The following is a 22,970-nucleotide window of genomic DNA, read 5'->3' as shown; positions in this document are numbered from 1 at the left end:
CATGCTTATGTGATATAATTCTTTCATTGTGTTGAAAATTCCAAATATTGATATTGAGGTACTTTAATGAATCAGACTTATACTAAAACACAAAAGATCCGCCTGTTATTTTATATATTGATACCTATCCTGATCACTCAAATCAGCATGTATGCCATGACTTTTTTTGATGTGATGATGTCGGGACAATACAGCACTCAGGACGTTGCTGGCGTCTCGATCGGCAGTTCGCTATGGACACCCGTGTACACGGGGCTGAGCGGGATATTGATTGCCTTAACGCCGGTGGTATCACAGCTGGTAGGTTCCAGGCAGTCTAAATCCGTTTCCTATTCCGTGATGCAGGCCATTTATTTAGCTATAGCTTTAGCCATGTTCATTTTAATCATTGGGGTGTTTTCTTTGAACCCCGTATTGAATGCCATGGACCTTGAAGATAATGTCCACATGGTGGCTCATGATTATTTGATAGCCCTTTCACTCGGTATCATTCCGTTATTCGTTTATAATGCGCTGAGGGCCTTCATTGATGCTCTGGGGCAGACTAGGATATCCATGATCATCACCTTGTGTGCACTCCCGGTGAACGTCCTATTTAATTACCTGTTAATATACGGGAAGTTTGGATTCCCCGAACTTGGCGGTGTCGGTTCCGGTTACGCCACTGCTATTACTTATTGGTTAATTGCCCTGGTTGCCATCCTTGTTGTGGTAAAAATCAATCCATTTTCGACATATAAGGTTTTCAGTGAATTTTTCCGGGTTTCCTGGAAAGAATGGAGGGCATTATTATTGATTGGGGTGCCCATCGGGCTGGCTATCTTTTTTGAAACAAGCATTTTTTCGGCCGTCACCCTTTTGATGAGTAAGTATGATACCGTAACAATTGCATCGCATCAGATTGCCATGAATTTTGCGTCACTGCTTTATATGATACCGCTAAGTATATCCATGGCATTAACGATCGTCATTGGATTTGAAATTGGGGCGGCCCGTTATAAAGATGCCAAAGAGTACAGCTGGATTGGCATTTCGATGGCCTTGACGATGTCACTCGTATTGTCAACCATCCTTTTCCTCTTCCGCGAACCTGTCGCCTCTTTATACACTAAAGATCATGAGGTGATGATGCTGACATCACATTTTTTAATATATGCGATATTCTTTCAGATATCGGATGCCCTCCAGGCACCTATTCAGGGTATATTGCGTGGATATAAAGATGTAAATGTCACATTTGCGATGTCACTGGTCTCCTACTGGATTCTCGGGCTTCCCATTGGCTATTTCTTTGCAAAGTATACGGATATGGGAGCCTTTGGGTATTGGATCGGCTTAATTTCCGGCTTGGCTCTCGGAGCTATAGGCTTAGCGGCTCGCTTACGGTTCGTACAGCAAGTGAAATATAATAAATTGGCGTAAAAAAGAGTGGGGCTGGCTTACACCGGCCTCACTCTTTTTCATTCTGAATTCAAACCCTAAACCACTAGGCTTTATATATTTTCCCAAGAACATCCTTACCGCCTGTTACCGGTATGATGCTGCCGGTAATGAAATCTGATTTTTCATTACAAAGGAACGTGATGACCCTCGCTATATCTTCCCCCGTACCCGGTCTGCCGACTGGAACCGTACCATCCTTTTCTGCTCTCGCAACCCTAATTTCCTCCTCTTTCCAATCACCTACGATATCACCAGGACAGACCATATTCACGGTGATTCCATATGTAGCTTCTTCGGCAGCTAAAGTTCTTGTCAAGGAGGTCAAGCCGCTCTTTGCAGCAGCAAATGCAGAACGATAGATCCAACCTGGTGCAGTTTCACACCGTTCAAACCCTAATGTAATGACTCTACCCCAGTTTCTACTGCGCATTTGTGGAATAAGTTCCTTCGCAAAATAGAAAAAACCATTTAAATTTCCGTCCATGATGTACTTCCATTCATCACTTCCATATTCAGTCATGGGTTTACGATCATGCATATATGGCCCTGCATTATGAATGAAGATATCAACATGGCCAAATGCCTCCGAAATCTTTTGCAAAATATTCCGGCAATCTTTCTCACTTGACGAGTCACCTTGAATCGCAAGTGCCTTAACATGGTACTTTTCCTGTAATTCATCCACTAATGCAAAAGCTGCCTTTTTACTTTTTCGATAAGTAATGATAATGGACATTCCATTATCAGCGAGTGAAAACGCCATCCTTTTGCCGATTCCCGTTGCTCCACCAGTAATAAAAGCTACTTTTTCATCCACAGGCTTTCCCTCTTTATCTAATGGATTTTACTTAATTATACATAAGTTTATTCCATTTTCTATAATTTAGTAATTATAGAAAAGAACCTATGGGCTTTAGCTGCATAAAATATAACAAATAAACCTGTCAGACCATAAGCAGGAGAGAGGAATTCAAAATGTTTCCCTGGAATTCACTTTTTTCTTTTAAGAATAACCCGAACCAAAAGGACTTCATGAAAAATATGCAGCAAAGTGATGTACAATCATTCATTGAAAAAGTATTTTCACAAGTCATCCCTGACAATATGCAGGGTATGATGAACCAAAATGATGGCGGCTTTCAAAAAGAAAATGCCAGATCTGAACATCCTTTACATGCCGAAGTATTTGAAACCCACTTATTTGTCTTTGTAAGAATTCCCATAGAAGATGAATCTTGGCTAAAGAAAATGAAACTTTACCATACTTCTAACCAATCCATCATCGAGGGGATTCCTGAAGAGTCAGATCGGCATGTCATAACACTCCCCGCACTTGTTAAGAAAAAAGGGGCATCAGCCCAATATAAAGAATCAACATTGGAAATACGTCTTCAGAAAAGTTTCAATACACAGTATTCAGAAATCGATGTATCCGAGATTTAAGTTGCTTATCTGGGACCTCACTGATGATAAGGAGTGGTTCCAGTTATTTCTTGGTCCACTCTTTTTTAGATTTGGGTACAATATAAAAAACCAACCGATGTCACAATTGATTTTATTCCATGGAATGGAATGATCCATTCTCGCAAAAAAAGCGCACCCCATGTTAATGGGATGCACTTTTCTATTAATCTATTATTTTCCGATGAATTGTTGAGTCCAGTAGTTACCAGATTCTACGTAACCTACTCCAATATGAGTAAAGCTAGAGTTCATGATGTTTTCACGGTGTCCTTGGCTATTCATCCAAGCTTGTACCACTTCTTCAGGTGTTTGTTGACCTTGTGCAATGTTTTCGCCAGCTGTTTTATAGCTGATTCCGAATTGTTTCATCATATCGAACGGGGAGCCGTAAGTTGGGCTATTGTGATCAAAGTAGTTTTTATCTTTCATGTCTTGAGACTTGATACGTGCAACTTTGCTCAACTCAGTGTCGATTTTAAGAGCTGCCAAACCTTGTTTTTCACGTTCTGCATTAGTTAATTTAACAACTTCTTGTTCAAAAGCACTTAATTCAGAGCTTGTCTCTGGTTTTTTATCAGTTGATTTATCAGGTGTTACTTCTGGTGCAGCAGGCTTAGCTGCAGGTTTTGCAGCAGGCTTTGCTTGATTAGTTGTTCCAGTTTCTTGCTGAACTGGTTGCTGAACTGGTTTTTGAACCGGTTTTTGAACTGGTTTTTGTTGTGCCTGCGCTGCAGGTAAAGTGATATTGTATTTAGCTAGATATTGGTTAAGGACTTTTTGCATATCCTCTTTATTCGTAGATTTATAAGTTACTTGTTTCACTGTATCACAGTTGGCTGCTTCAGCTTGGTTAGCTCCTACTCCTGTGAATATAATAGCTGCAGCCGCTGCTGCTGACATAATCATTTTCTTTTTCATTCGTATTTCCTCCTGTGATGTTCATTATTTGTTGTGCTTTGCTTCTGGAATTATCATAACATGCATTTTTCGTAATAAAGGCTCCATCAATTTCCATCAAATTCACAGGATGCGAATGAAAAATCAAAGTTTCAGAGAAAGCGAGCAAAAATGCTTTAACTATCTATGTTTCTGCCAGTAGTATAAATACTTATATTTCCCCAGATATTCCTTGTCAATGGTAGTTACATAGAACTATTTCCATGGAATACTAATAATTTTTAATTGACATATCGTTTTTTACCAACTTATTATGACTTTCTTTACTTTTATGTTACAAATTTTTCGATTTAACTTCGACATTTCGTCATTTTTCCTGATTATTCCTCACCTATTGTCTTGAATATTTCTCCAAATAAAAAACAATCCGGATTCACTCCCGGATTGTTTTGGTTTTGATAAGCATCATCATTTCATTTCTTCATCATTCTTCTCGTCCATTTCCGTTTTTCCACCATTTTGTTCAGGAGTGCTTGGTTTGCCTATGACGAATTCTTTCTTTGGCATATTGTGCATATCCCTTGCCGTTACATGGGCATATACATAATAGGTTCCTTCTTCATCAAAACTCTTTTCCAATTCGTAAATGCCGTTCCCTTTATGTTTTACGGCGATCTTGTCATGGTCATCGCTATTCGCAAGCCAAATTTCAAAACTGACATCATCCGCATCTGTCACTTCTTCTTCCCCATAGGTCACTTTTGCCTGAAATTTCACAGGCTCATTCACTTTACCTTGAGTTGGATCGACAGCTAAATCGACATTCAACATTTTCGGAATTTCATCTTCTTTGCCGCATCCAGCCAAAAAAATTAACGCCATGCAAAATAACATGATTTTTTTCATTTTTGAACGTATCCCCTTTTTATGAATTCCATTCTTCTTTTATTAACGGTAGGATGACCCTGACTTTTGTTCCCCTTTTTTCCTTGCTTTCTATTTCGATTTTACCATTTAGTAATTCCACCAATTTTTTGACAATGGACAGTCCTAGCCCTGACCCGCCATCAAAACGGCTGCGTGCTTTGTTCACTCGGTAAAAACGATTCATGATATATGGCAAATCTACTTCCGGGATCCCGTTACCCGTGTCAGTAACCAGCAGTTCGCAATCTTCTTTATGCTGAATTAGGGCAATATAGATTGATCCTCCAGAATCCGTATACTGAATGGCATTATCAAAAATGTTATGTAGGATCTGTTCCATCCTTCCTTCATCCCCAAATATAATCGGGTCTGGATCCAGCTCTAGCTGCAAGTCCAATTGCTTTTCTTTTATTATCGGCTCATATTTCACAAGTACGTCTTCAATGAATTGCGCATAGGCAATCGGGATTTTATTTAACAAGAGTGGATCACTATCCATTTTTGATAAGTCCATCAGATCTCCCACAAGCCGCTGCAGCCTAAGAGCCTCCCTTGAAATGAGTTGAAGGTATTTCCGTTGCTCTTCATCATTTTTCACGACACCATCCAATATGGCCTGCGTGTAGCCCTTTACGTAACTAAGCGGGGTTCTGAGCTCATGTGCAACATTTTCTAGAAATTCTTTTTTTCTTTCTTCTTCCAAATGGATGGAATTGGCCATATCATTAAAGGCAATTGCCAGTTTACCTATTTCATCATGACTCCTTACCTCGACCTGTATATCATAATTCCCCTCTGAGACACGATGGGCTGCAGTCTCGATTTCCTTAATCGGACTGACTAGCTTTTTCAACCATTTCGTAGTAAACAAAATCGCGACAATCAAGAATAATAGAACCGCCGCCATCCATTTTGCAGCAAATTCCTTAAGTAAGACCGTAATGGAATCTACAGGAATATATGTATAGATGATACCTTCGAGGCGATCTTCGTCAATCAGGGGTATGATCGCCGCTACGATGTTCTTTTCAAACCTTTTCTCATATCCCTCTTTTTCAACGGCTTTCCCATCTAATAGCATTTGCCGTTCTTCTTCAGAAATAAGGGTGTCATAATTGATTTCAAAAGGCAGACAGGCACTCAATTCCCTGGGATTATTGACGACAAAGACCTCGCTGTCATTCTTACTGTTAAACCATTCAACTTTTCCCTTGAAGTCTTCGCTGATTTCACCGCCGGAATAATCCGCCCCTAGCAATGACGCTTCATTGACTAAATCTGTTTTAAGCTTTTCCACATATAGATTTTTATAATAATATTGAGAAAGGGAGTAAGCGAACAGCACGGATAGGATGATGGCGGTGATGATGGTGAGCCATAATTTAAAAGAGAGGGTTCGCCATTTATTGATCATTTCTTTTCCTCTATCTTATAACCGATTCCCCAGACGGTTTGAATGTAATCGGCCGCTCTTAATTTCATTCGTAACGTTTTGATATGGGTATCCACGGTACGTAAAGATCCTCCATACTCCCCATTCCATACATTTTCAAGTAGTTGTTCACGGCTGAGTGCCTGGCTTTTATGACGCATGAGGAATAAAAGCAATTCGAATTCTTTCAAGGTTAAATTGATTGGCTTCCCTTCCACCAAAACCGTTCTGGATTGTAAGTTCAAGCTAATTTTACCGAATCGGACATGGTTTTGATTCTCTTCATTCAATGATAATTTCCCTGTCCTTCGCAATACCGCTTCGACCCTTGCGACCAATTCTCCTGGATTGAACGGCTTGACGATATAATCGTCGCCGCCAAGCTTCAGCCCTTTCACCTTATCCCATTCTTCACCTTTCGCACTGACAAATATCACAGGAATCTCCCAATTTTCACGAATTTCTTCACAAACGGAGAAACCGTCCATACCTGGCATCATGATATCCAATAGGATTAAATCCACTTCCTCTGTTTCAACCATACTAATAGCTTCTTTTCCATTCGCAGCTTGAAGGCATCGATAACCTGAGTTCAGCAAATACATTTCAACTAGATTTCGCATATCTTCTTCATCATCCACGACTAAAATGGTGTAAACATGCATGTCATCTACTCCCTCAACATCAATTGGAACGGACCTTCGCCGACTTTGATCGTTTTTTTAACATCGACTGTTTCAGCATCCATTACATACACTTCATCACTATCATATCCCGCCACGACCACATCTTCGTTAAAGTTCGCCATTTCAAAGGGGTTGACGCCGACCACTTTGCTTTTCACTTCCTCATATTGATCATTCAATTTATATAAGGAGCTTGTACCGTGACTAAGGACAAATATGCCTTCAGCATTCTCCAGGAACTTTATCGGCATGGTGGGGGCCTTCAGCTTTTTCTTCAACTCTCCCGTTTTTGCCGAATAAATATATAGATCTTCTTCGACTTGGTCCCCATCCCCGTGTCCTCCGATCCATATTTCATCCTTTTCTTCCCTTAATAATGAGCCTGTGCTCGAACTATGTACGGGAAATTCGAAATCGACCTTTTTCGTTTCAAGATTTATCACTGAACATTTGATATCACCAAAATTAATAACATACAAACGATTGGCTTGCTCTCCTTGAAGGACGGTCAAGGGGCTTTTACCAACCTTGACAATATCTTGTTCCTCCCCATCAGCATTTAAAAAATGAATGGAGTGATTCGATTGGTTCACTGCCACGATGCTTTTTCCATCTCGTAACAACTGCATATTGACAATCCCTTTCCCAATTTCCCAACTGTTTATCAGTTTTCCTGCTGATAAAGAGTACACTTGGACTTTCTCCATCTCTTTTCCATAAAGCAGGATAGTATCTTTGTCTGCCATGAGCAGGGCTCCGGTAAATGGTTCTGAAATATCCCATTTGGCAAACGGATGATAGTTTTCATCTATGAAAGTCAGAGAGGTATCCTTGATATTTACAGTCGCCAGGAAAGGTTCACTTTTATTGATTTTAGTAAATGAATTACCGCTATTACACCCAGTAAGCAGTAAGATGGCAAGAAAAAGCCCAATGCCCCACTTCATATTTTAAGCTCCTTATTCATTAAATATCTATTTTTTAAAAATTTTAACAATGATTTGTGAAAAAAGTATGAAGCAGAAAAGAATATTTGCTAACAAGCATCCGTATCACAACCGGAAATCATAATCTTTCCAATTCAGTGATATAGGCCATGACGATCGCATTTTTCATTTCTTCCGATAGCGAAGATTCCAACACGCGTTTAATACAGAGGTAAAATTTCTCCAATACTGGTTTTCGGGCACGGGGATGGGCATTTTCATCCAAAAGCTCACGGTGGATGAGTTCCGATAACACTTCCCTTCCACCTCCATCGGTCACCTTACGATTGTTCCATATACTTAAATAAGCATCCAGTAATTCTTCTTGCCTGACATTTTCTTTCATATTATCCCTTCCATCCATTACTAATTTATACATATTAATGATCAAGTTTGTAAAGACTATCTTAATAATACGATCACGCTTTTTAAAATTCAAAAAAGGAGTGAGTACAATATCTCAAGTATACCGCTGTCCGAATTGCCGGACAAATAAATCTCGCTTCAATCTCATTCAGCAAGTAGCAACCCCCATTAAAAAGGATCCGCAATCCGGTGAGATTGTCGAACAATATTCGAACGATTCCCTTCAGCCATTCCATCTAGCATATAATGGTCCTGAAGTTCGGGTGCAATGTGCCGCTTGCGGATTAATAGAAGACGAAAAGACATTTGCCGCTTTTGGAATGCAACAATAAAAATGGTCAGACCCATAAATGGGTCTGACCATTTTTCAATCTTTTCCCACCGACATCTTAGCCCGGTCTATGGCAATTGGAATGGCTTTTCCATCCTCATATCCTTCATCCAATAATGCATTCGCGATCTCTATAGCCTTTTCCCTGACATCTTTATCTAGATTCTTCATCGAAATTGGGTAATCGTTCTTATTCCATGGCACTAATACCGCCTCCTTGATAAGAAAGTCTTCTTATCATTTTCCCTTCTTTAATGGGCGGTAAACGTTTATCGGGCTGCTTTCGCTTCCAAAGCTTTCAACTGACCGATCAACATTTCCTTATCCAACTTTTCCCCGATCATGACGATATTCAAAGGCATTTTCATCATTTCATTCATATACATCGGCATTCCGTAGGAGTATTGGAATAAATGGGGGTATTGTGAATGTGTAAAGGAAATGTATCCTTTCATTCGATAGACTGTTTCCGGTAAGGCCCTAAGCCACTCTTCAAAGTCGGTTTGTGCCACGGCACCTTCAAATGTATAAACAACTGCAGTTAATTGCAAATGGTCATGTACATCAAGCTTTTGATGGCCATTATGCCGTTTTCTTTGCATCTGCTGCAATGATATCAAGGAAACGGCTGCATACTCCGTCAATAAACATACAGCATCCGTATTCAGCGCCTGTATCGTATATGTCAGCTGTGCGGTCTCCATCTCACTTACTAAATCCGCTTTATTCAATAATATGAAATCGGCATGGTGGATTTGCTCGGCAAGCAATTGTCGAAGCTGCGGAGACAGTTCCTCCCGATCGCGCCACCTTAATAAATCGACAACCGTGATAATCCCTTTATACTCCAGCCTTTTGGCGAAAAGCGGCGACATGATGCCATCCAATACTTCAACTGGATGAGCTGCGCCCGTCGTTTCAATATAAACTGCATCCAGTTCATTTTCGGTTAGCAATTCATGAAGCTGAACCTCCAGTTTATCTTGAATTGTGCAGCAGATGCACCCGCCAAACAACTCCTTCAGAGGCACTCCATCACCAATGAGTCCGCTGTCAACCGATACACTGCCGAGCTCATTTAAAAGTACGGCCACTTTTCTACCCGCTTCACTTTCCTGTTTTAAAATATTTCGAAGAAGCGTCGTTTTCCCGCTGCCGAGAAAGCCGCCCAATATGTACACTTCGGTTGTTTTCATTCTTATCTGCTCCTATGATCCGGTTAAATTCGATTCCGTTAAATTTTATCATACTTATCTTACTAAAGCACTTGCCGGATCCACATAAAAAAAACCAGCTCGTAAGCTGGTTTTTCAACAATGATTCATGCTTGAACTTCGTCTTTTTCGTAAATCGGAACCCATCCTGCCGCTGTAACAAAGATACGGACAGCAACAGTTTTCCTATCTTCTGCCAGCGTGAAATAATGTCTTGTTGACTCTGGTACGCTAATAAGATCTCCTGGATTAAGACGTACATCAAACCACTGTTTATCATTGCCTTCAATGGCAAAGATACTCGTTCCGCCTGCTATGAAACGCACTTCATCATCTTCATGGTGGTGTTCCTGCTTAAAGTTTTCAAGCATTTGATCCAAGTTCGGATTAGCATCGGATAATGTGATGATATCATGCGCTTTATAGCCTCTTCTTTCGGAGATTTCCGCTATCTCCGTTTGGAATGTGACAAGGATTTCCTCCTTGTCAGCATCTGTTAGATCGTATTTTTCCACAAGATGGGCCGGTAATTTAGAAATGTCCCATTGCTCATAAATAACCCCTTGTGTTTCTAAAAATCCTTTTACCTGTTCACCGTTTTCAATAACCTCGTTTGTTTCATGGAATCTGATCGTCGCCATCATTCATTCCTCCTCTATGAGTGTTTATCTTAAAGAACCTGCAACGCCTTATGTTGATTAAGCAACAGTTGATATTGAAATAAAAATTCGCAAGCTTCAAGTATTCTTTTAGCTTCGAGTCCGCTTTTGCCCCAAACCGTAATACCATGATTGCGGATCAGCACGGCGCCAGAGTCTTCTTCGACATGTGGCATGAACTTATCGGATAACAGCGGAATATCAGCGTGATTATATATGATTGGAATCCGAAGCTCCGAATCCTCTTCCCACCGACCGGTCGCTTTAATGATTTCATGATTACGAAAGGAAACTTGGCCTTCATCTCCGTACAATTCTGATATCACATTATTTTCAACTGTATGGACATGGAGTACACAGTTCGCATTAGTTTTCCGATAAATGACTGTATGAAGTAAAGTTTCGGCCGATGGTCTTAGGTTCGTTTCTTCAACTGGTTTTCCTTTTAAGTCCACCAGTAAAAAGTCCGAATCCGATTGCTTCCTTTTATCCTTACCGCTTGCCGTAATATAAAAGAAAGGGCTTTTGGGCTCGCGGATGGACAAGTTCCCGCTAGTTCCCATAAACCAATCCCTTTCGGCCAATTCAGCTTTAATATCTGCCAACTCCCGCCATTCTTTAGAATGAGTGTTCACGCTTTAACCACCTCCTGCTGCTTTAAAATGTCAATTACATCAAAAAATGTTTCAAATCCTTGATGTGGAATTCCTTCCCTATCGCATTTTTCAAGCAAAATGTCACGGGCTATGACAAAATCGGCCTGTTTTGCCGCTTCAAAATCCGTTACTGAATCTCCAATAACGAGTTTAAAATCTTCCGCACCCGCAATTTCCCTCATAATGGATGGCTTGCAGCAACCGCAATCATTATTACATTGATCATCACAAGCATGTGGCCACTCAATATAAATCTTTTCCTTATCAAAAAATGCATGGTTACAATAAACGGACTCTGTTGGCAAGATATCATTTAAAAGGGGTGCGATAAAAAAATCCATGCCCCCGCTTACAATATATAAAGGGATGTTGGCTTGTTTCGTATACTCAACGAATTCATAAAACCCAGGACGAATGCCGGCCGTCTTTCTTACATATTGGATGATGTCATCCTTCAAGCCACTATCAAGCAGGGAAAACATATCCCCAACACCTGAAGATATACTGATTTTTTGCTGAAGGACACCGTCTTTCAACGCTTCCCATTCCGGAGGCGCAAACTCTTTCATGATAGAAATGATATTATCTGTGTTGGTGATCGTTCCGTCAAAATCACAAAAGATGATCGGTTTCATTATTTCTTATAGGCCTCCCCATAATATAAGAGCTTTTTTTAGTGTTTCTTCCTCAGCAGCCGCTTCAGACAGGTCCTTTCCTGCTAGAACGGCTTCCACAGCAGATCGGAAAGCCTTGGCCCCGCCCTCTGCTCCGTCAGGGTGTCCGTGAATTCCACCTCCAGCATTAATCACACTATCGAGCCCAAAATCCTTGATTAGGTCCGGAACCATGCCCGGATGAATGCCTGCAGAAGGGACTGGGAAGGCTTTTTTCCAGGAAAGTTCATCTTTTGTCAGAGCTTCAGCAATTGCCAATGTCTCCTTTTTTTCCAATGCGACATTTCCATAAGGGGATGGGAACAAGGATAAATCTGCACCTGATAACCTTACTAATTTACCAAGCAATAATGGATAGCCGATCCCATAAAATGATGAAGATGCCAATGCCCCGCTATATGCGGGGTGCGCCATGATTGGCAGATTGATACGATCATGTTCACTCAAGGCCTGCAATACATCCAAACCATATGTATGAACGTTGAACAATAAAGCATCTGCCCCTGCTTCAGCCGCTTGCTCTGCCTTATCCAATAATTCAAATGTTTTCCCTGATAGATTGACAGCATATAAAGTTCTGTGGCCAGTGGTTTCATAGACTTCATTCAATATTCTTTTTCCCGTTTTTATTCTATCGAAAAATGGAGTCAGTTCCTGATCGAAGAGGATCTCATCATCTTTAACTAGGTCGACACCTCCTAATGCTTGTTGCCTCAGTTGCTCATTATGGAATGTTAGGTCCCTTCCTAATACACCTTTAAAGATGCTCATCACCAGGGGCCGGTTAAATACGCCAACCTTTTCCCTTATGCCTCCAATGCCAAATTGCGGCCCGGGAAAAGCTTTTTGAATATCACCGACAAAATCCAAGTCGATAAGTTTTATTTCTCCATCCAATGAAAGTTTGCCGAAGACCGTCGTAAGGATTGCAGGTAAATCATTGGAGAAATTCCCTGCCGGATAGGCAATTTTAATAAGCGAACGGTATACTTTACGATTAAAGTAGCTGTTTGCCCTCTCTTCTTCAGAAAGTGGTGTCACCGATACGACGCGTCCCTTATGTTTTTCCAGTTGTTTCTGGACCAAATGGGGCAGGTCCGTCCATGTCCCGACAGTCAAACCTAAGGCAATGCTCTCTGCTTTTTTCTCATGTTTTCCATTGAAGTCATGAATTAAATAAGTAGCGACTATCTCGCTCATCTGATCACTCCTATAACACGTTAGTAAACTCTCGATGTCATTAACCTGAAAATGGTCTCAAAATGGCAAAAGCCTCTTCATAAAGAAGAGGCTTTAAAAAGCCATCTTCTTATCTCCCAGCCATTGGCTGCAAGAATTAGCACCGTGCCTTGTGGATTTCAAGAAAATCCGGCGAAGAATTCCGCCCCATTTTACAATGGAATTACGGTCGGTTGCTGGGCTTCATAGGGCTAGTCCCTCCACCTGCTCAAAATAAGAAAACGCTGATATATAAATTGCATTCAAGTATCGAAAGATTAAGAATTTATTTTGTATTCTGACAGGTAATCCCTACTTTGTCAATAAGTTTTAACTATTTAAGGGTGAATAAATCGGATAACCCATTGCATCGTTAAAATAAGTTTAATTTACGTATCCGTTCCACAGCCTCTTTCAGCCGTTCTTCCGAAGTAAGTAGCCCTACCCTGACGTAACCTTCGCCAAATTCACCGAATCCATTCCCTGCGGCAACAGCTACGTGGGCATGCGTTAATAAATAGTCTGCAAAACTCTCGGACGTAAAACCTTTAGGAACTTTGAGCCAGGCAAAAAACGATGCCGCAGGAGCTTTGACATCCCAGCCAATTGCCCTCAATCCCTCAATGAAAACATTCCTTCGCCCCTCGTACATCTGCACTAACTGCTTTACACAGCTCTGCGAGTCAAGCAAAGCGCTTGCCGCAGCTTCTTGTATCGCCGGGAAGAGACTCACATAAAGATGGTCTTGTAATAGTTCAAGAGCTTCTATTACACTCTTATTCCCTACTGCGAAGCCAACTCTCCACCCTGCCATATTGTATGTTTTCGATAATGTGTATATTTCTATTCCTACATCCTTCGCTCCCTCCGCCTGGAGAAAGCTTATCGGTTTTTTTCCGTCGAATCCTATCGCCCCATAGGCGAAATCGTGGACCACGCAAATTGAATGGTCTTTAGCAAAGGAGACGGTTTCATCAAAGAAACTTTCAGTTGCAGAAGCACCTGTGGGATTATTGGGATAGTTCAAAAACATCATTTTGGCTTTATCAAGAACTTCTTTATGTATGTCATTGTATTTCGGAAGAAAATCATTTTCTTCTGTCAAGGGCATCAGTTCGGTCTTTGCCTGGGCTAAAACAACACCGGAAAGATAATCCGGATAGCCGGGATCTGGAACTAGGATCGTATCGCCTGGATTCAATAAACACTGCGGCAGTTCGACAAGGCCTGCCTTTCCCCCGAAGAGAATCGCCACTTCAGTATTCGGATCCAGCTTGACACCGTATTCACGTTCATAAAAGACGGCAGCAGCATCTTTTAAATATTGATGTCCCCGGAATGGCGAATATTTATGATTAATCGTTTTTTCAGCGGCAGACTGCAAACTTTTCACGATATGTTCTGGCGTCGGCTGATCAGGGTTTCCCTGGCCTAAATTAATGACATCATGTCCTTGCGCCGTGATCGCATTGACTTTTGCGACTAGTGAAGCAAAAAACTGCTTGGGCAGGTCCTGAAGCTGTCTGGATTTTTCAAATTGCACCATTTATACACCTTCTCTGAAATTTCTTGAAATTCTAGTCACAAATGATATATGTTTATCATAGTCTTGTAAAGCATTTTTTACATGTGGGGGTTTTAAACGATGAAGTGGAAAATAGCTTGTATTCAAATGGATATAGCCTTCGGGCAACCAGATATCAATTTTCAGGTTGCAGAACAATGGATGGAAAAAGCAGCACGGTCAGAACCCGATATCGTCATTTTACCAGAGCTTTGGACAACCGGATACGACTTGACCAGGTTAAATGAGATTGCTGATCAAGAGGCAGAAAAAACGATTGAATTTTTTAAAACACAAGCAAAGAAACACCAGTTTCACATCATCGGCGGTTCCATTGCGAAAAAGACAAGCAAAGGGATCTATAACACCATGATCATCATCGATAAACATGGAAATCTTATTAAAGAATATGATAAGCTTCACTTATTCCAGTTAATGGATGAACATCATTTCCTGCAGCCAGGAGAAAAAGATGGTTTATTTACTCTTGATGAAAAAATATGTGCTGGATTCGTTTGTTATGACATCCGTTTCCCTGAATGGCAGCGAGCCCATACCGTTCAAGGCGCGGAAGTTCTATTCGTTACGGCTGAATGGCCAAAGCCGAGACTCGATCACTGGAGAGCCTTATTGATTAGCCGTGCCATCGAGAACCAAGCCTATGTTGTAGCCGTAAATCGTTCAGGTTCGGATGTCAATAATATATTTGCGGGTCATTCCTTGATTATTGATCCATGGGGGAATATCATAAGTGAAGCCGGAGAAGGAAACGAACTCTTGACAGGCACCTTGGACTTCAATAAAGTTACGGAAGCCCGTAACAAAATACCTGTATTCGAAGATCGCCGACCTGATTTTTATTAATTTACCCATTGACAAACTATTTAAAATGTTGATATTATTTTCCCGAAGATTAAAATTTCAGAAAACATTTACTCTTATCAAGAGCAGGCTGAGGGATAAAGGCCCTATGAAGCCCAGCAACCGACTGTAATACCATTGTGAAATGGGGCGGATTCACCGCCGGATTATAAAATCCACAGAGCACGGTGCTAATTCCACCAGAATTCATTTTCTGGAAGATAAGAGGTCCGAAGCCAAAACTTCTGCCTCTTTCTATATGAAAGAGGCTTTTTTATTCTTATTTTGAATCTGGAGGGGAAAAGAATGACTCAAAACCATTCAAATTTTAAGAGATTAACAAACGAAACAGCTATAACCCTTGCAAAAAAACTTGGGTTGGTCAATGCGGATGCAAGTTTAAAGTGTAACGAAATCGGCGATGGAAACTTGAATTATGTTTTTCATATTACAGACACAGTCACAAACAAAGGAATAATAATCAAACAAGCGGTCCCTTATGCCAAGGTACTTGGTGAAAGCTGGCCGCTAACATTGAAAAGGGCATCCATTGAAGCGAATGCACTGATTCATTTCAGAAGCTATTGCCCCGAATTCGTACCGCAGGTCTATTATTCGGATGAACAGCTTGCCATCACAGTCATGGAGGATTTATCGCACTTGAAAATCGTAAGAACAGGATTGATCGATGGCGATTCATATCCTTTGCTTTCACAGCATATTGGTGAATATGTTGCGAAGACGGCATTTTATACATCCGATTATCATTTAGAACCATCCGCGAAAAAGGAAGTGGCCCGACATTTCACGAATCCGGAACTCTGCAAAATCACTGAGGTCTTTATTTTCACGGATCCATTTTTTGAGGAACTCCCGGGAGATTTCGAGGTGGAATTGACTGATGCCGCCAAAAATATATGGAATGATCAAGAAGTGATACTTGAGGTCGCTAAGCTGAAACAAAGCTTTGAAACCGAGCAGGAAGCCTTGCTTCATGGAGATTTACATACTGGAAGTATATTTGCAAGTGAAACTGAAACAAAGGTTATTGATCCTGAATTCGCTTTTTATGGGCCCGTTGGTTTTGATCTTGGTCAATACACCGCCAACCTTCTTTTTCAGGCAATTACACGAAATGGCGCTGGTAAGGAAGAGATTTTCTCACACCTTCATGAATTTTGGAATGCCTTTGAAGAAACTTATACCGAATTATGGGAAGCCCAAAATAAAAGCCCATTCCGCCATGTGAAAGGGTATCTGCCTTATTTGCTGACAAAATTCAAAAAAGATGCATTCGGTTTTGCAGGCTGTGAACTGATTCGGCGAACCATTGGCCTTTCCCATGTTGCAGATTTAAACGTCATTGAAGATAAAGAATCAAGGATCGCTGCCAAAACGGCAACATTGGAAATTGGTGCTTTTTTAATTAAAAAACGGGAAGAATTAGATGTTCCAGCTGTCATTGAAGCGTTGAAGCAACGTACACTGCCATCTTATTCAACCATTTAAAAGGAGACTTGCACATGACTACACTAGCACCCTTACCATATTCGGTACAATGGGATGATACCCATATTACATTATTAAATCAACAAGCCCTTCCTTCCATAACTGAATTTATAGAACTTCATTCTGTTGATGATGTATATGACAGCATTTTGACTTTAAAAGTTCGCGGTGCCCCTGCAATTGGACTGACGGCAGCATTTGGTGTTGCACTTGGTGCCAAACAGGAAACAACCGCTGAAATAGGGGAATTCAAGAAAAATGTAACGAGGCATATTGAAAAACTCGCCTCTTCACGGCCAACTGCAGTAAACCTTTTTTGGGCTTTAAAGAGGATGGAGAACACCTTGCAAGCTGCGCAAAGCATTTCAACTGCCAAGGAAGCACTTGTATCGGAGGCTAAAGCCATCTTTGCTGAAGATGAAGAAATGTGCAGGAAAATCGGGGAACATGGTTTATCCTTATTCACTAGAGGAGATTCCATTCTAACGCATTGCAACGCTGGGGGAATTGCCACAGCTCGGTATGGCACAGCCTTGGCTCCCTTCCACCTGGCTAAAGAAAGGGATTTTCCGTTAAAAGTGTACGCATGTGAAACCAGGCCTGTCCTGCAAGGGGCGCGTTTGACTGCTTGGGAATTGATGCAAGCGGGGGTTGATGTCACCTTAATTTCTGATAATATGGCTGCCCATACGATTCATCAGAAACGAATAAATGGAATTATCGTCGGGGCCGACAGGATTGCGGCTAATGGAGATACAGCCAATAAAATCGGGACATTGGGATTGGCCATATTAGCCAAGCACTTTGGTATCCCCTTTTATGTGGCCGCACCATCAAGCACATTCGACCTATCTATCGAATCCGGCACATCCATCCCGATCGAAGAACGGAATGAAGCGGAAATCACCTTCATTCAAGGTGTAAGGATCGCTCCGGAAAACGTGAAGACTTTCAATCCAGCCTTTGACGTTACACCGAATCATCTAATTACAAGCATTATTACCGAAAACGGCATCATAACACCGGATTTCATCAAAAACATTCCGCATTTTGTTAATTGATCCAGGCTCCTTTGTTGGTGATAAAAAACGAGAAGGATTTCATATCCCTCTCGTTTTTTAAAGATGATCGTTTATGATTATTCTTGCGAGGTCTATAATACAATAATTTAAGTGAATTCGAACATATTCACTTAATATAAGGATGTTTTCGATAACAAAAGAGAATTGGAAATTCTTATTATTTTGAAAAGAACTCCTGAAGTGCCTTCTTATTTTTAGTGTAGTCCATTTCCAAAACAGCTCCGGTCTGGGGATATATTTCATCTTTAAAGCTTCCTTCCACTGGAACCCTTAAGGTTTCGACGGTGTCCGGTGTATGGAAGACGGCTTTTGGACCCATTTCCATTATTGTTTTCAGTCCAATATCTGTATCCAAGTACGAGAGCCCTTGTTCGATGATACTAGGAAGGGCTGCCATCCCTTCGAAGGATGAGATTTGATTTATAAACGCTGTTTTTAATTGAACCATTACTTCTTGTTGACGCTCTACCCTTCCAAAATCACTTTCATCGTCATGTCTAAAACGGACATATTTCAATATTTCCTCACCATGTAAAACATTTTTACCGACGCTTGCTTGAATGCTCATATCATCAATGATTTCCTGATCCACATTCACCGCTACCCCCTCAGGTGCAAGTAAATCGACCATCTTCACAAATCCCTGGAAGTCAATTACCGCTACATGATCGACCTTGACATCGAAATTTTCCTGTATGGTTTTCTTGAGCATTTCCCTTCCACCATAATAATAAGCTGCATTTATTTTGTTGTATCCTGATTTATTCCCGGGGATTTTCACATAACTATCACGCATAATGGAAGCCAGCTTCAGTTTCTCCTGCTCAGGAAAGTATTTTGCAAGGATAATCGCATCTGATCGAGATTTTTGCTCTCCCCTTGTATCAACACCAATTAACAGAAATGTTTTCACGCTTTCCTCGTTCTCTTCTTTGGTTAGTTTTTTTTCCGTACCTTCATTTCCATTTTGTTTGGGTAAAGGGGCATAGGTGCAGCCTGCCAGAATCAAGATCAATAGATATATGAACAATACCTTTTCTTTCATTACCTCACCTCATTGGAAAATTACCCCTATTTTCTACCTAATGTTGGAATCCTATGCATTAAACGTAAAAAAAGCCGACCAACGATAATCGTTGGCCGGCTTTTCGGGCAAAATCATTTATTTGATTTCTTTCTTTAATACTTCTACCGCTTTTTTCACTTGTGTGTCGTTCTTAAGGATTTTCTCACGGATGACCTGCATCAATTTCACGGTAGTATCATCTTTAATCGTGCCAGTTTCTTTAATTTTTTGTTCCCTTTGGAATGCTATGACCGCATTCGTGGTTGCTTCATCAAAGAATCCATCTATCTTACCTGGATCATGGCCTGCTTCCTTCAGCATCTCTTCAGCTGCTTTCACTTCACTCGAAGAATCGGATGCTTTCAATTCCTTATCAGGCGAAATGTACGGAAGGCTGGCATAATCAGGAAGCTTCACATTAATATCCGGTTTGATCCCTTTTTTATGAATCCAATTGCCTTCAGGAGTCAACCATTTAGCTGCCGTATATTTGAAGTTAGATCCATCTTCAAAGTCTTCGGCAGTCTGCACTGTCCCTTTCCCAAATGACTTGACACCAATCAATGGAATGTCCGCAGATTCACTGACAGCCGCTGCAACGATTTCAGAAGCACTGGCACTTCCGTCATCAATCAACACGACTACCGGGATTTTCAGTTCTCCATCATTCTCCGATTTATAGACTTCTTTTTTCCCGCTGCGCCCCTCAACTTGAAGGACCACTTCCCCATTAGGTATGAACAGGCTTGCCATTTCTATTGCTTGGTCAAGCAGTCCCCCCGGGTTTCCCCGCAAATCCAATACGAGACCCTTCATATCCTTCTTGGACATTTCTTCAAGCGCCGTTTTCAGCTCTTGGACTGTATGTTCGGAAAAACTGGTCACTTGAATTTTTGCAACTCCATCATCAAGCATTTCCGCATAAACCGTCTCAATCGGAATTGTGTCCCGTTTAATGGTGAGCTCAATCGGTTCCGACTCACCAGCTCTTGAGATGGATAGATCCACTTTCGTACCCTTCTCGCCCCTGATTTTCAGGACAGCTTCAGAAGAGCTTAGCCCTTCAACACTTTTACCATCCACACTTAAAATGATATCATTCGGCTTTACCCCTGCTTTTTCTGCTGGGGACCCTTTTATCGGTGAAACGACCATGATTTGTCCATCCTGCTCCTGAATCTCAGCACCGATTCCTTCAAAAGATGAAGAGATGCTCTCATGGAAACTCGATGCTTCCTTTTTATCCATATAAGCAGAGTAGGGATCATCCAATGATTTGATCATTCCATTAATTGCGCCGTCAACCAGCTTTTCTTCATCAACCTCTTCATAATAGTTATCTTTTATTTTATCGTATGTAGAATACAGCTTTTCAAATTCCGCATGCTTATCCGGTGCTAATGACTCTACTTTTTCATCTCCAAAGGTCAAGGCTATTGTAGTAATCCCTGCAGTTAGAAATATGACTAAGAAAATCCCCATAATGAACGTAAACTTCTTTATTTTAATGAATTTCCCTGCCTCTTTTGGCTGTTTTTGATTTTCTTCTTCCACTGAAGCCTCACCACTTTCATTCTTCATGACGATATAAACGATTTCTTTCTATTTTATCAGCTTTCATCCCATTCGAAAAATAATAGTTATCAAAAATAACAACTTATGTCCATATGTATTATTTTTACCCCTTTGCAAACGTTAAATTTAGAGAATGCTCAAAGGGCAACAGGCATCTCCTGACATTACAAAAATGCGGATACCAAGGAATAAATGAGCCTGTATCCAAACTGTCATTATACAGCATCACTTATTCCTGGTCACCCGCCTGTAATTTACATCAAATTATCAGTCCTGGATAGCTGCTTCCAATGCCACTTCAACCATTTCGTTAAAAGTTGACTGGCGCTCATCCGACGTCGTTTCCTCACCGGTTAAAATGTGATCGGAAATGGTTAATACAGATAAAGCTTGGCGGCCAAATTTAGCAGCAAGCGTGTATAGGGCTACTGATTCCATTTCTATCGCAAGTATTTGGTATTTTGCCCATTTTTCCAATTCACTATTATCGTTATAAAACTGATCGGCCGTAAATACATTACCGACCTTCAATTGCAAGCCCCTAGCCGTGCCGGCGTCATAAGCTTTTCTTAGTAATTCGAAATCCGCAGTTGGGGCAAAGTCCACCCCGCCGAAAGTCATGCGGTTCATTTGGGAATCGGTGGAAGCACTCATGGCAAGAATCACATCCCTGACTTTTACATCTTTTTGAATCGCTCCTGCAGTTCCCACACGAATCAGCTTCTGGACATTATAGCTATTCATCAATTCATTCACATAAATCGAAATGGATGGGACACCCATGCCTGTACCTTGTACAGAAATTCGTTTCCCTTTATATGTCCCTGTATATCCAAACATGTTACGAACTTCATTATAAAGTTTTGCATCCTCTAAAAATGTTTCAGCAATATATTTTGCACGCAACGGGTCCCCAGGAAGTAAGACCGTTTCCGCAATTTCATTTTCTTTTGCACCAATATGCACGCTCATACGACTATGTCCTCCTTAACTTGTGGTTGAAATGATATTCAAAAACTACTATACCATATCAACCACAAGTTAGGAAAATTGAACCTTATCCTAGAACTTGAAAAACTGGAAATCACGAAAAGCCTTTTGGCACCCTTCCTCTAAACCTCAAACAAAACGGCGGAGGTCCGCCGTCTTTTTTTTAATGGTTAATAAAATTAAGGGAAAGGAAGCTGCTAACCGTCTTATGACAGGTTACTCATCGACTTCTTCATCAATTATGCATTTTTCAAGAAGATATTCGAATGTGATGTCAGCAAGATCTTCAACTTCAGCTTCTGTTGGAAGATAGCCCCGTCTTATCAATTCTTGAAAAAAGAATTCCGCTATCTCTTCTGTATCAATAAAAACCTCAATTTCTCGCAAATCATCGCCCCCTTATTTAAAGGTCTATGAATGTGTAGAGACAAATATACCAGTAAGGCATCCCATAATGGAAAATCATATGAAGGGCCTATAGTTATCATGGTCCATTCGTGTTCAATTTGAATGGAAGCTTCTATAGGAACTTGGGAAATTGCCCTTTAAAAAGTTTGGGATACCTTTCACTTCGTTTGCTTCTTTTTATGATCTGGATAAATTTCCTCTGCCGCTTTTTCAATTTTAGCAAGGGCAATCTTCATGATATGACGATATTCATCATCGCCAAAATGTTCGTAGAGCTTACAATAATCATTATATAAATCCAACAGTCCATCAATCATTTCCTTTTTTTCATTTTTTGTCATTGTCATATCTCGCTCACCTTTACCAGGGTTGTTTTGTTTAGCAATGATAGCAAGCTCATTTTTCTTTTTAGGAAGGAGAAGACCCAACTTTTTAATGATTCCATCTGCACGTTTAGCATCGGCTATCAAAGTCAGTTCTTCTTCATGAGCTTCAAGCCATTCACCATCCGAGATTCTTGATAACTCATAGATTACATCCTCCCAGGCATTTTCCTTATAGCGCCAAATTTCCGTTCGATAGCCGATAATCTTGAAATAATCCTGTTCATATCCATCCACCTGGACCAAGTCACCTAATAAATATTTATATTCAATATCGATTTGCTCTTTTTGATAAAGGATTTCACCTTCATATTCATTTATCGATTGCAATGATTTTTCGATATAAAGACCTTCACTATAGTTCACTTCATACACATAAGCACCATCGAGAAATTTCACATCGGTTATATTCCCGACTGTCCCATACATTGTTATTACGACTGTATCGCCTAATTTAAATTTCGGCTGTTTTTTTTTGCCCATAAGAGACATCCCCCAATATGGTCCTTATCGTTTGATTATTAAATTATATGCACAAACAAACATGGAGGTTAATGGAAATGAGAGGGCATTTTGCTC

Annotated in this window: 24 protein-coding genes, 1 pseudogene and 2 riboswitches; of the genes and pseudogenes, 6 read left to right on the top strand and 19 right to left on the bottom strand. The window is 40.7% G+C overall.

All coding sequences use genetic code 11. The features are described 5' to 3' along the window. Nucleotides 1-66: 66 nt before the first annotated feature. On the top strand, nucleotides 67-1,422 hold the full coding sequence (locus tag BS1321_RS24260; RefSeq protein WP_063234420.1) for an MATE family efflux transporter: 1,356 nt from the start codon (nucleotides 67-69) through the stop codon (nucleotides 1,420-1,422). 64 nt (nucleotides 1,423-1,486) lie between these two features. On the opposite strand, the gene BS1321_RS24255 is transcribed toward BS1321_RS24260, so the two are convergent. Then, the gene (locus BS1321_RS24255) at nucleotides 1,487-2,260 is read right to left on the bottom strand and encodes an SDR family oxidoreductase (RefSeq protein WP_081112985.1); all 774 of its coding nucleotides are present in this window, start codon (nucleotides 2,258-2,260) and stop codon (nucleotides 1,487-1,489) included. Nucleotides 2,261-2,418: 158 nt separating this feature from the next. On the opposite strand from BS1321_RS24255, the gene BS1321_RS24250 reads away from it, so the two are divergent. Next, nucleotides 2,419-2,886, top strand: coding sequence for a hypothetical protein (locus BS1321_RS24250; protein ID WP_063234419.1), 468 nt, complete (start codon nucleotides 2,419-2,421; stop codon nucleotides 2,884-2,886). A gap of 192 nt (nucleotides 2,887-3,078) precedes the next feature. On the opposite strand, the gene BS1321_RS24245 is transcribed toward BS1321_RS24250, so the two are convergent. The 6 genes from BS1321_RS24245 to BS1321_RS24220 all read right to left on the bottom strand — a co-directional run bounded on the left by BS1321_RS24245 (nucleotide 3,079) and on the right by BS1321_RS24220 (nucleotide 8,181). Then, the gene (locus BS1321_RS24245) at nucleotides 3,079-3,825 is read right to left on the bottom strand and encodes a CAP domain-containing protein (RefSeq protein WP_063234418.1); all 747 of its coding nucleotides are present in this window, start codon (nucleotides 3,823-3,825) and stop codon (nucleotides 3,079-3,081) included. Nucleotides 3,826-4,272: 447 nt separating this feature from the next. Continuing rightward, nucleotides 4,273-4,710, bottom strand: coding sequence for a FixH family protein (locus BS1321_RS24240; RefSeq protein WP_063234417.1), 438 nt, complete (start codon nucleotides 4,708-4,710; stop codon nucleotides 4,273-4,275). Nucleotides 4,711-4,729: 19 nt separating this feature from the next. Then, nucleotides 4,730-6,145: a sensor histidine kinase gene (locus BS1321_RS24235; RefSeq protein ID WP_063234416.1), complete on the bottom strand. Its 1,416-nt coding sequence runs from the start codon at nucleotides 6,143-6,145 to the stop codon at nucleotides 4,730-4,732. Then, entirely contained in the window at nucleotides 6,142-6,828 is a 687-nt protein-coding gene (locus BS1321_RS24230) for a response regulator transcription factor (RefSeq protein WP_063234415.1), read from the bottom strand. Before BS1321_RS24230 ends, BS1321_RS24235 begins: the two co-directional genes overlap by 4 nt. A 5-nt stretch (nucleotides 6,829-6,833) precedes the next feature. Then, nucleotides 6,834-7,796: a YncE family protein gene (locus tag BS1321_RS24225; RefSeq protein WP_063234414.1), complete on the bottom strand. Its 963-nt coding sequence runs from the start codon at nucleotides 7,794-7,796 to the stop codon at nucleotides 6,834-6,836. A gap of 118 nt (nucleotides 7,797-7,914) precedes the next feature. Then, nucleotides 7,915-8,181 (bottom strand): hypothetical protein, encoded by a 267-nt coding sequence (locus BS1321_RS24220; protein ID WP_063234413.1) that lies wholly within the window; start codon nucleotides 8,179-8,181, stop codon nucleotides 7,915-7,917. A gap of 109 nt (nucleotides 8,182-8,290) precedes the next feature. Here BS1321_RS24220 and BS1321_RS24215 point away from each other — a divergent pair, with 109 nt between their 5' ends. After that, on the top strand, nucleotides 8,291-8,533 hold the full coding sequence (locus tag BS1321_RS24215) for a hypothetical protein (protein WP_048688669.1): 243 nt from the start codon (nucleotides 8,291-8,293) through the stop codon (nucleotides 8,531-8,533). Between the two features lie 56 nt (nucleotides 8,534-8,589). Here BS1321_RS24215 and BS1321_RS24210 read toward each other — a convergent pair. The 7 genes and pseudogenes from BS1321_RS24210 to BS1321_RS24180 all read right to left on the bottom strand — a co-directional run. Next, a pseudogene (locus BS1321_RS24210) lies at nucleotides 8,590-8,736 on the bottom strand (DUF2188 domain-containing protein); the annotation flags it as partial. Nucleotides 8,737-8,801: 65 nt separating this feature from the next. After that, a complete protein-coding gene (locus tag BS1321_RS24205) occupies nucleotides 8,802-9,728 on the bottom strand; it encodes a CobW family GTP-binding protein (RefSeq protein WP_063234412.1) in 927 nt (308 codons plus the stop codon). A 125-nt stretch (nucleotides 9,729-9,853) separates the two neighbouring features. Next, nucleotides 9,854-10,387, bottom strand: coding sequence for a cupin domain-containing protein (locus tag BS1321_RS24200; protein ID WP_063234411.1), 534 nt, complete (start codon nucleotides 10,385-10,387; stop codon nucleotides 9,854-9,856). Nucleotides 10,388-10,416: 29 nt separating this feature from the next. Continuing rightward, nucleotides 10,417-11,040 (bottom strand): methylthioribulose 1-phosphate dehydratase, encoded by a 624-nt coding sequence (locus tag BS1321_RS24195; RefSeq protein WP_063234410.1) that lies wholly within the window; start codon nucleotides 11,038-11,040, stop codon nucleotides 10,417-10,419. Next, entirely contained in the window at nucleotides 11,037-11,696 is a 660-nt protein-coding gene (locus BS1321_RS24190) for a 2-hydroxy-3-keto-5-methylthiopentenyl-1-phosphate phosphatase (protein ID WP_063234409.1), read from the bottom strand. The genes BS1321_RS24195 and BS1321_RS24190 overlap by 4 nt, the downstream gene beginning before the upstream one ends. 6 nt (nucleotides 11,697-11,702) lie before the next feature. Further along, nucleotides 11,703-12,935 carry a 2,3-diketo-5-methylthiopentyl-1-phosphate enolase gene (gene mtnW / locus BS1321_RS24185; protein WP_063234408.1) on the bottom strand — a complete coding sequence of 411 codons (1,233 nt, stop codon included), beginning with the start codon at nucleotides 12,933-12,935 and terminating at the stop codon, nucleotides 11,703-11,705. Between the two features lie 106 nt (nucleotides 12,936-13,041). Beyond that, nucleotides 13,042-13,194: riboswitch (SAM riboswitch) on the bottom strand. Between the two features lie 132 nt (nucleotides 13,195-13,326). Further along, nucleotides 13,327-14,499, bottom strand: a complete 1,173-nt coding sequence (locus BS1321_RS24180; protein WP_063234407.1) for a pyridoxal phosphate-dependent aminotransferase — start codon at nucleotides 14,497-14,499, stop codon at nucleotides 13,327-13,329. Between the two features lie 99 nt (nucleotides 14,500-14,598). On the opposite strand from BS1321_RS24180, the gene BS1321_RS24175 reads away from it, so the two are divergent. The 3 genes from BS1321_RS24175 (at nucleotide 14,599) to mtnA (ending at nucleotide 17,948) form a co-directional block, all read left to right on the top strand. Further along, on the top strand, nucleotides 14,599-15,381 hold the full coding sequence (locus BS1321_RS24175; RefSeq protein ID WP_063234406.1) for a carbon-nitrogen family hydrolase: 783 nt from the start codon (nucleotides 14,599-14,601) through the stop codon (nucleotides 15,379-15,381). Between the two features lie 71 nt (nucleotides 15,382-15,452). Further along, nucleotides 15,453-15,606, top strand: a riboswitch (SAM riboswitch). A gap of 78 nt (nucleotides 15,607-15,684) precedes the next feature. After that, a complete protein-coding gene (gene mtnK, locus BS1321_RS24170; RefSeq protein WP_063234405.1) occupies nucleotides 15,685-16,887 on the top strand; it encodes an S-methyl-5-thioribose kinase in 1,203 nt (400 codons plus the stop codon). A 14-nt stretch (nucleotides 16,888-16,901) separates the two neighbouring features. Continuing rightward, nucleotides 16,902-17,948, top strand: a complete 1,047-nt coding sequence (gene mtnA, locus BS1321_RS24165) for an S-methyl-5-thioribose-1-phosphate isomerase (protein WP_063234404.1) — start codon at nucleotides 16,902-16,904, stop codon at nucleotides 17,946-17,948. Between the two features lie 178 nt (nucleotides 17,949-18,126). Here mtnA and BS1321_RS24160 read toward each other — a convergent pair whose 3' ends face one another. The 5 genes from BS1321_RS24160 to BS1321_RS24140 all read right to left on the bottom strand — a co-directional run bounded on the left by BS1321_RS24160 (nucleotide 18,127) and on the right by BS1321_RS24140 (nucleotide 22,874). After that, complete coding sequence (locus tag BS1321_RS24160) at nucleotides 18,127-19,014, bottom strand: LCP family protein (protein WP_063234403.1); 888 nt, start codon at nucleotides 19,012-19,014, stop codon at nucleotides 18,127-18,129. A 117-nt stretch (nucleotides 19,015-19,131) separates the two neighbouring features. Beyond that, entirely contained in the window at nucleotides 19,132-20,589 is a 1,458-nt protein-coding gene (locus BS1321_RS24155) for a lmo1851 family serine protease (protein ID WP_260399471.1), read from the bottom strand. Nucleotides 20,590-20,877: 288 nt separating this feature from the next. Continuing rightward, entirely contained in the window at nucleotides 20,878-21,582 is a 705-nt protein-coding gene (gene deoD, locus BS1321_RS24150) for a purine-nucleoside phosphorylase (RefSeq protein ID WP_063234401.1), read from the bottom strand. A gap of 234 nt (nucleotides 21,583-21,816) precedes the next feature. Next, a complete protein-coding gene (locus BS1321_RS24145) occupies nucleotides 21,817-21,987 on the bottom strand; it encodes a YozD family protein (RefSeq protein WP_064505166.1) in 171 nt (56 codons plus the stop codon). 179 nt (nucleotides 21,988-22,166) lie between these two features. Continuing rightward, entirely contained in the window at nucleotides 22,167-22,874 is a 708-nt protein-coding gene (locus tag BS1321_RS24140) for a hypothetical protein (protein ID WP_063234400.1), read from the bottom strand. Nucleotides 22,875-22,970: the final 96 nt, after the last annotated feature.

The organism is Peribacillus simplex NBRC 15720 = DSM 1321, from assembly GCF_002243645.1.
In the GTDB taxonomy this organism is placed as follows: domain Bacteria; phylum Bacillota; class Bacilli; order Bacillales; family DSM-1321; genus Peribacillus; species Peribacillus simplex.
Note: the sequence above shows the minus strand (reverse complement) of the source record. Positions and strands in the feature narration are given on the sequence as shown.

Bases quoted from the DNA above. Each gene is read 5' to 3' on its own strand.
- BS1321_RS24260 (WP_063234420.1), top strand. From the start codon at position 67: ATGAATCAGACTTATACTAAAACACAAAAGATCCGCCTGTTATTTTAT.
- BS1321_RS24250 (WP_063234419.1), top strand. From the start codon at position 2,419: ATGTTTCCCTGGAATTCACTTTTTTCTTTTAAGAATAACCCGAACCAA.
- BS1321_RS24245 (WP_063234418.1), bottom strand. From the start codon at position 3,825: ATGAAAAAGAAAATGATTATGTCAGCAGCAGCGGCTGCAGCTATTATA.
- BS1321_RS24240 (WP_063234417.1), bottom strand. From the start codon at position 4,710: ATGAAAAAAATCATGTTATTTTGCATGGCGTTAATTTTTTTGGCTGGA.
- BS1321_RS24235 (WP_063234416.1), bottom strand. From the start codon at position 6,145: ATGATCAATAAATGGCGAACCCTCTCTTTTAAATTATGGCTCACCATC.
- BS1321_RS24230 (WP_063234415.1), bottom strand. From the start codon at position 6,828: ATGCATGTTTACACCATTTTAGTCGTGGATGATGAAGAAGATATGCGA.
- BS1321_RS24225 (WP_063234414.1), bottom strand. From the start codon at position 7,796: ATGAAGTGGGGCATTGGGCTTTTTCTTGCCATCTTACTGCTTACTGGG.
- BS1321_RS24220 (WP_063234413.1), bottom strand. From the start codon at position 8,181: ATGAAAGAAAATGTCAGGCAAGAAGAATTACTGGATGCTTATTTAAGT.
- BS1321_RS24205 (WP_063234412.1), bottom strand. From the start codon at position 9,728: ATGAAAACAACCGAAGTGTACATATTGGGCGGCTTTCTCGGCAGCGGG.
- BS1321_RS24200 (WP_063234411.1), bottom strand. From the start codon at position 10,387: ATGGCGACGATCAGATTCCATGAAACAAACGAGGTTATTGAAAACGGT.
- BS1321_RS24190 (WP_063234409.1), bottom strand. From the start codon at position 11,696: ATGAAACCGATCATCTTTTGTGATTTTGACGGAACGATCACCAACACA.
- mtnW (WP_063234408.1), bottom strand. From the start codon at position 12,935: ATGAGCGAGATAGTCGCTACTTATTTAATTCATGACTTCAATGGAAAA.
- BS1321_RS24180 (WP_063234407.1), bottom strand. From the start codon at position 14,499: ATGGTGCAATTTGAAAAATCCAGACAGCTTCAGGACCTGCCCAAGCAG.
- BS1321_RS24175 (WP_063234406.1), top strand. From the start codon at position 14,599: ATGAAGTGGAAAATAGCTTGTATTCAAATGGATATAGCCTTCGGGCAA.
- mtnK (WP_063234405.1), top strand. From the start codon at position 15,685: ATGACTCAAAACCATTCAAATTTTAAGAGATTAACAAACGAAACAGCT.
- mtnA (WP_063234404.1), top strand. From the start codon at position 16,902: ATGACTACACTAGCACCCTTACCATATTCGGTACAATGGGATGATACC.
- BS1321_RS24160 (WP_063234403.1), bottom strand. From the start codon at position 19,014: ATGAAAGAAAAGGTATTGTTCATATATCTATTGATCTTGATTCTGGCA.
- deoD (WP_063234401.1), bottom strand. From the start codon at position 21,582: ATGAGCGTGCATATTGGTGCAAAAGAAAATGAAATTGCGGAAACGGTC.
- BS1321_RS24140 (WP_063234400.1), bottom strand. From the start codon at position 22,874: ATGGGCAAAAAAAAACAGCCGAAATTTAAATTAGGCGATACAGTCGTA.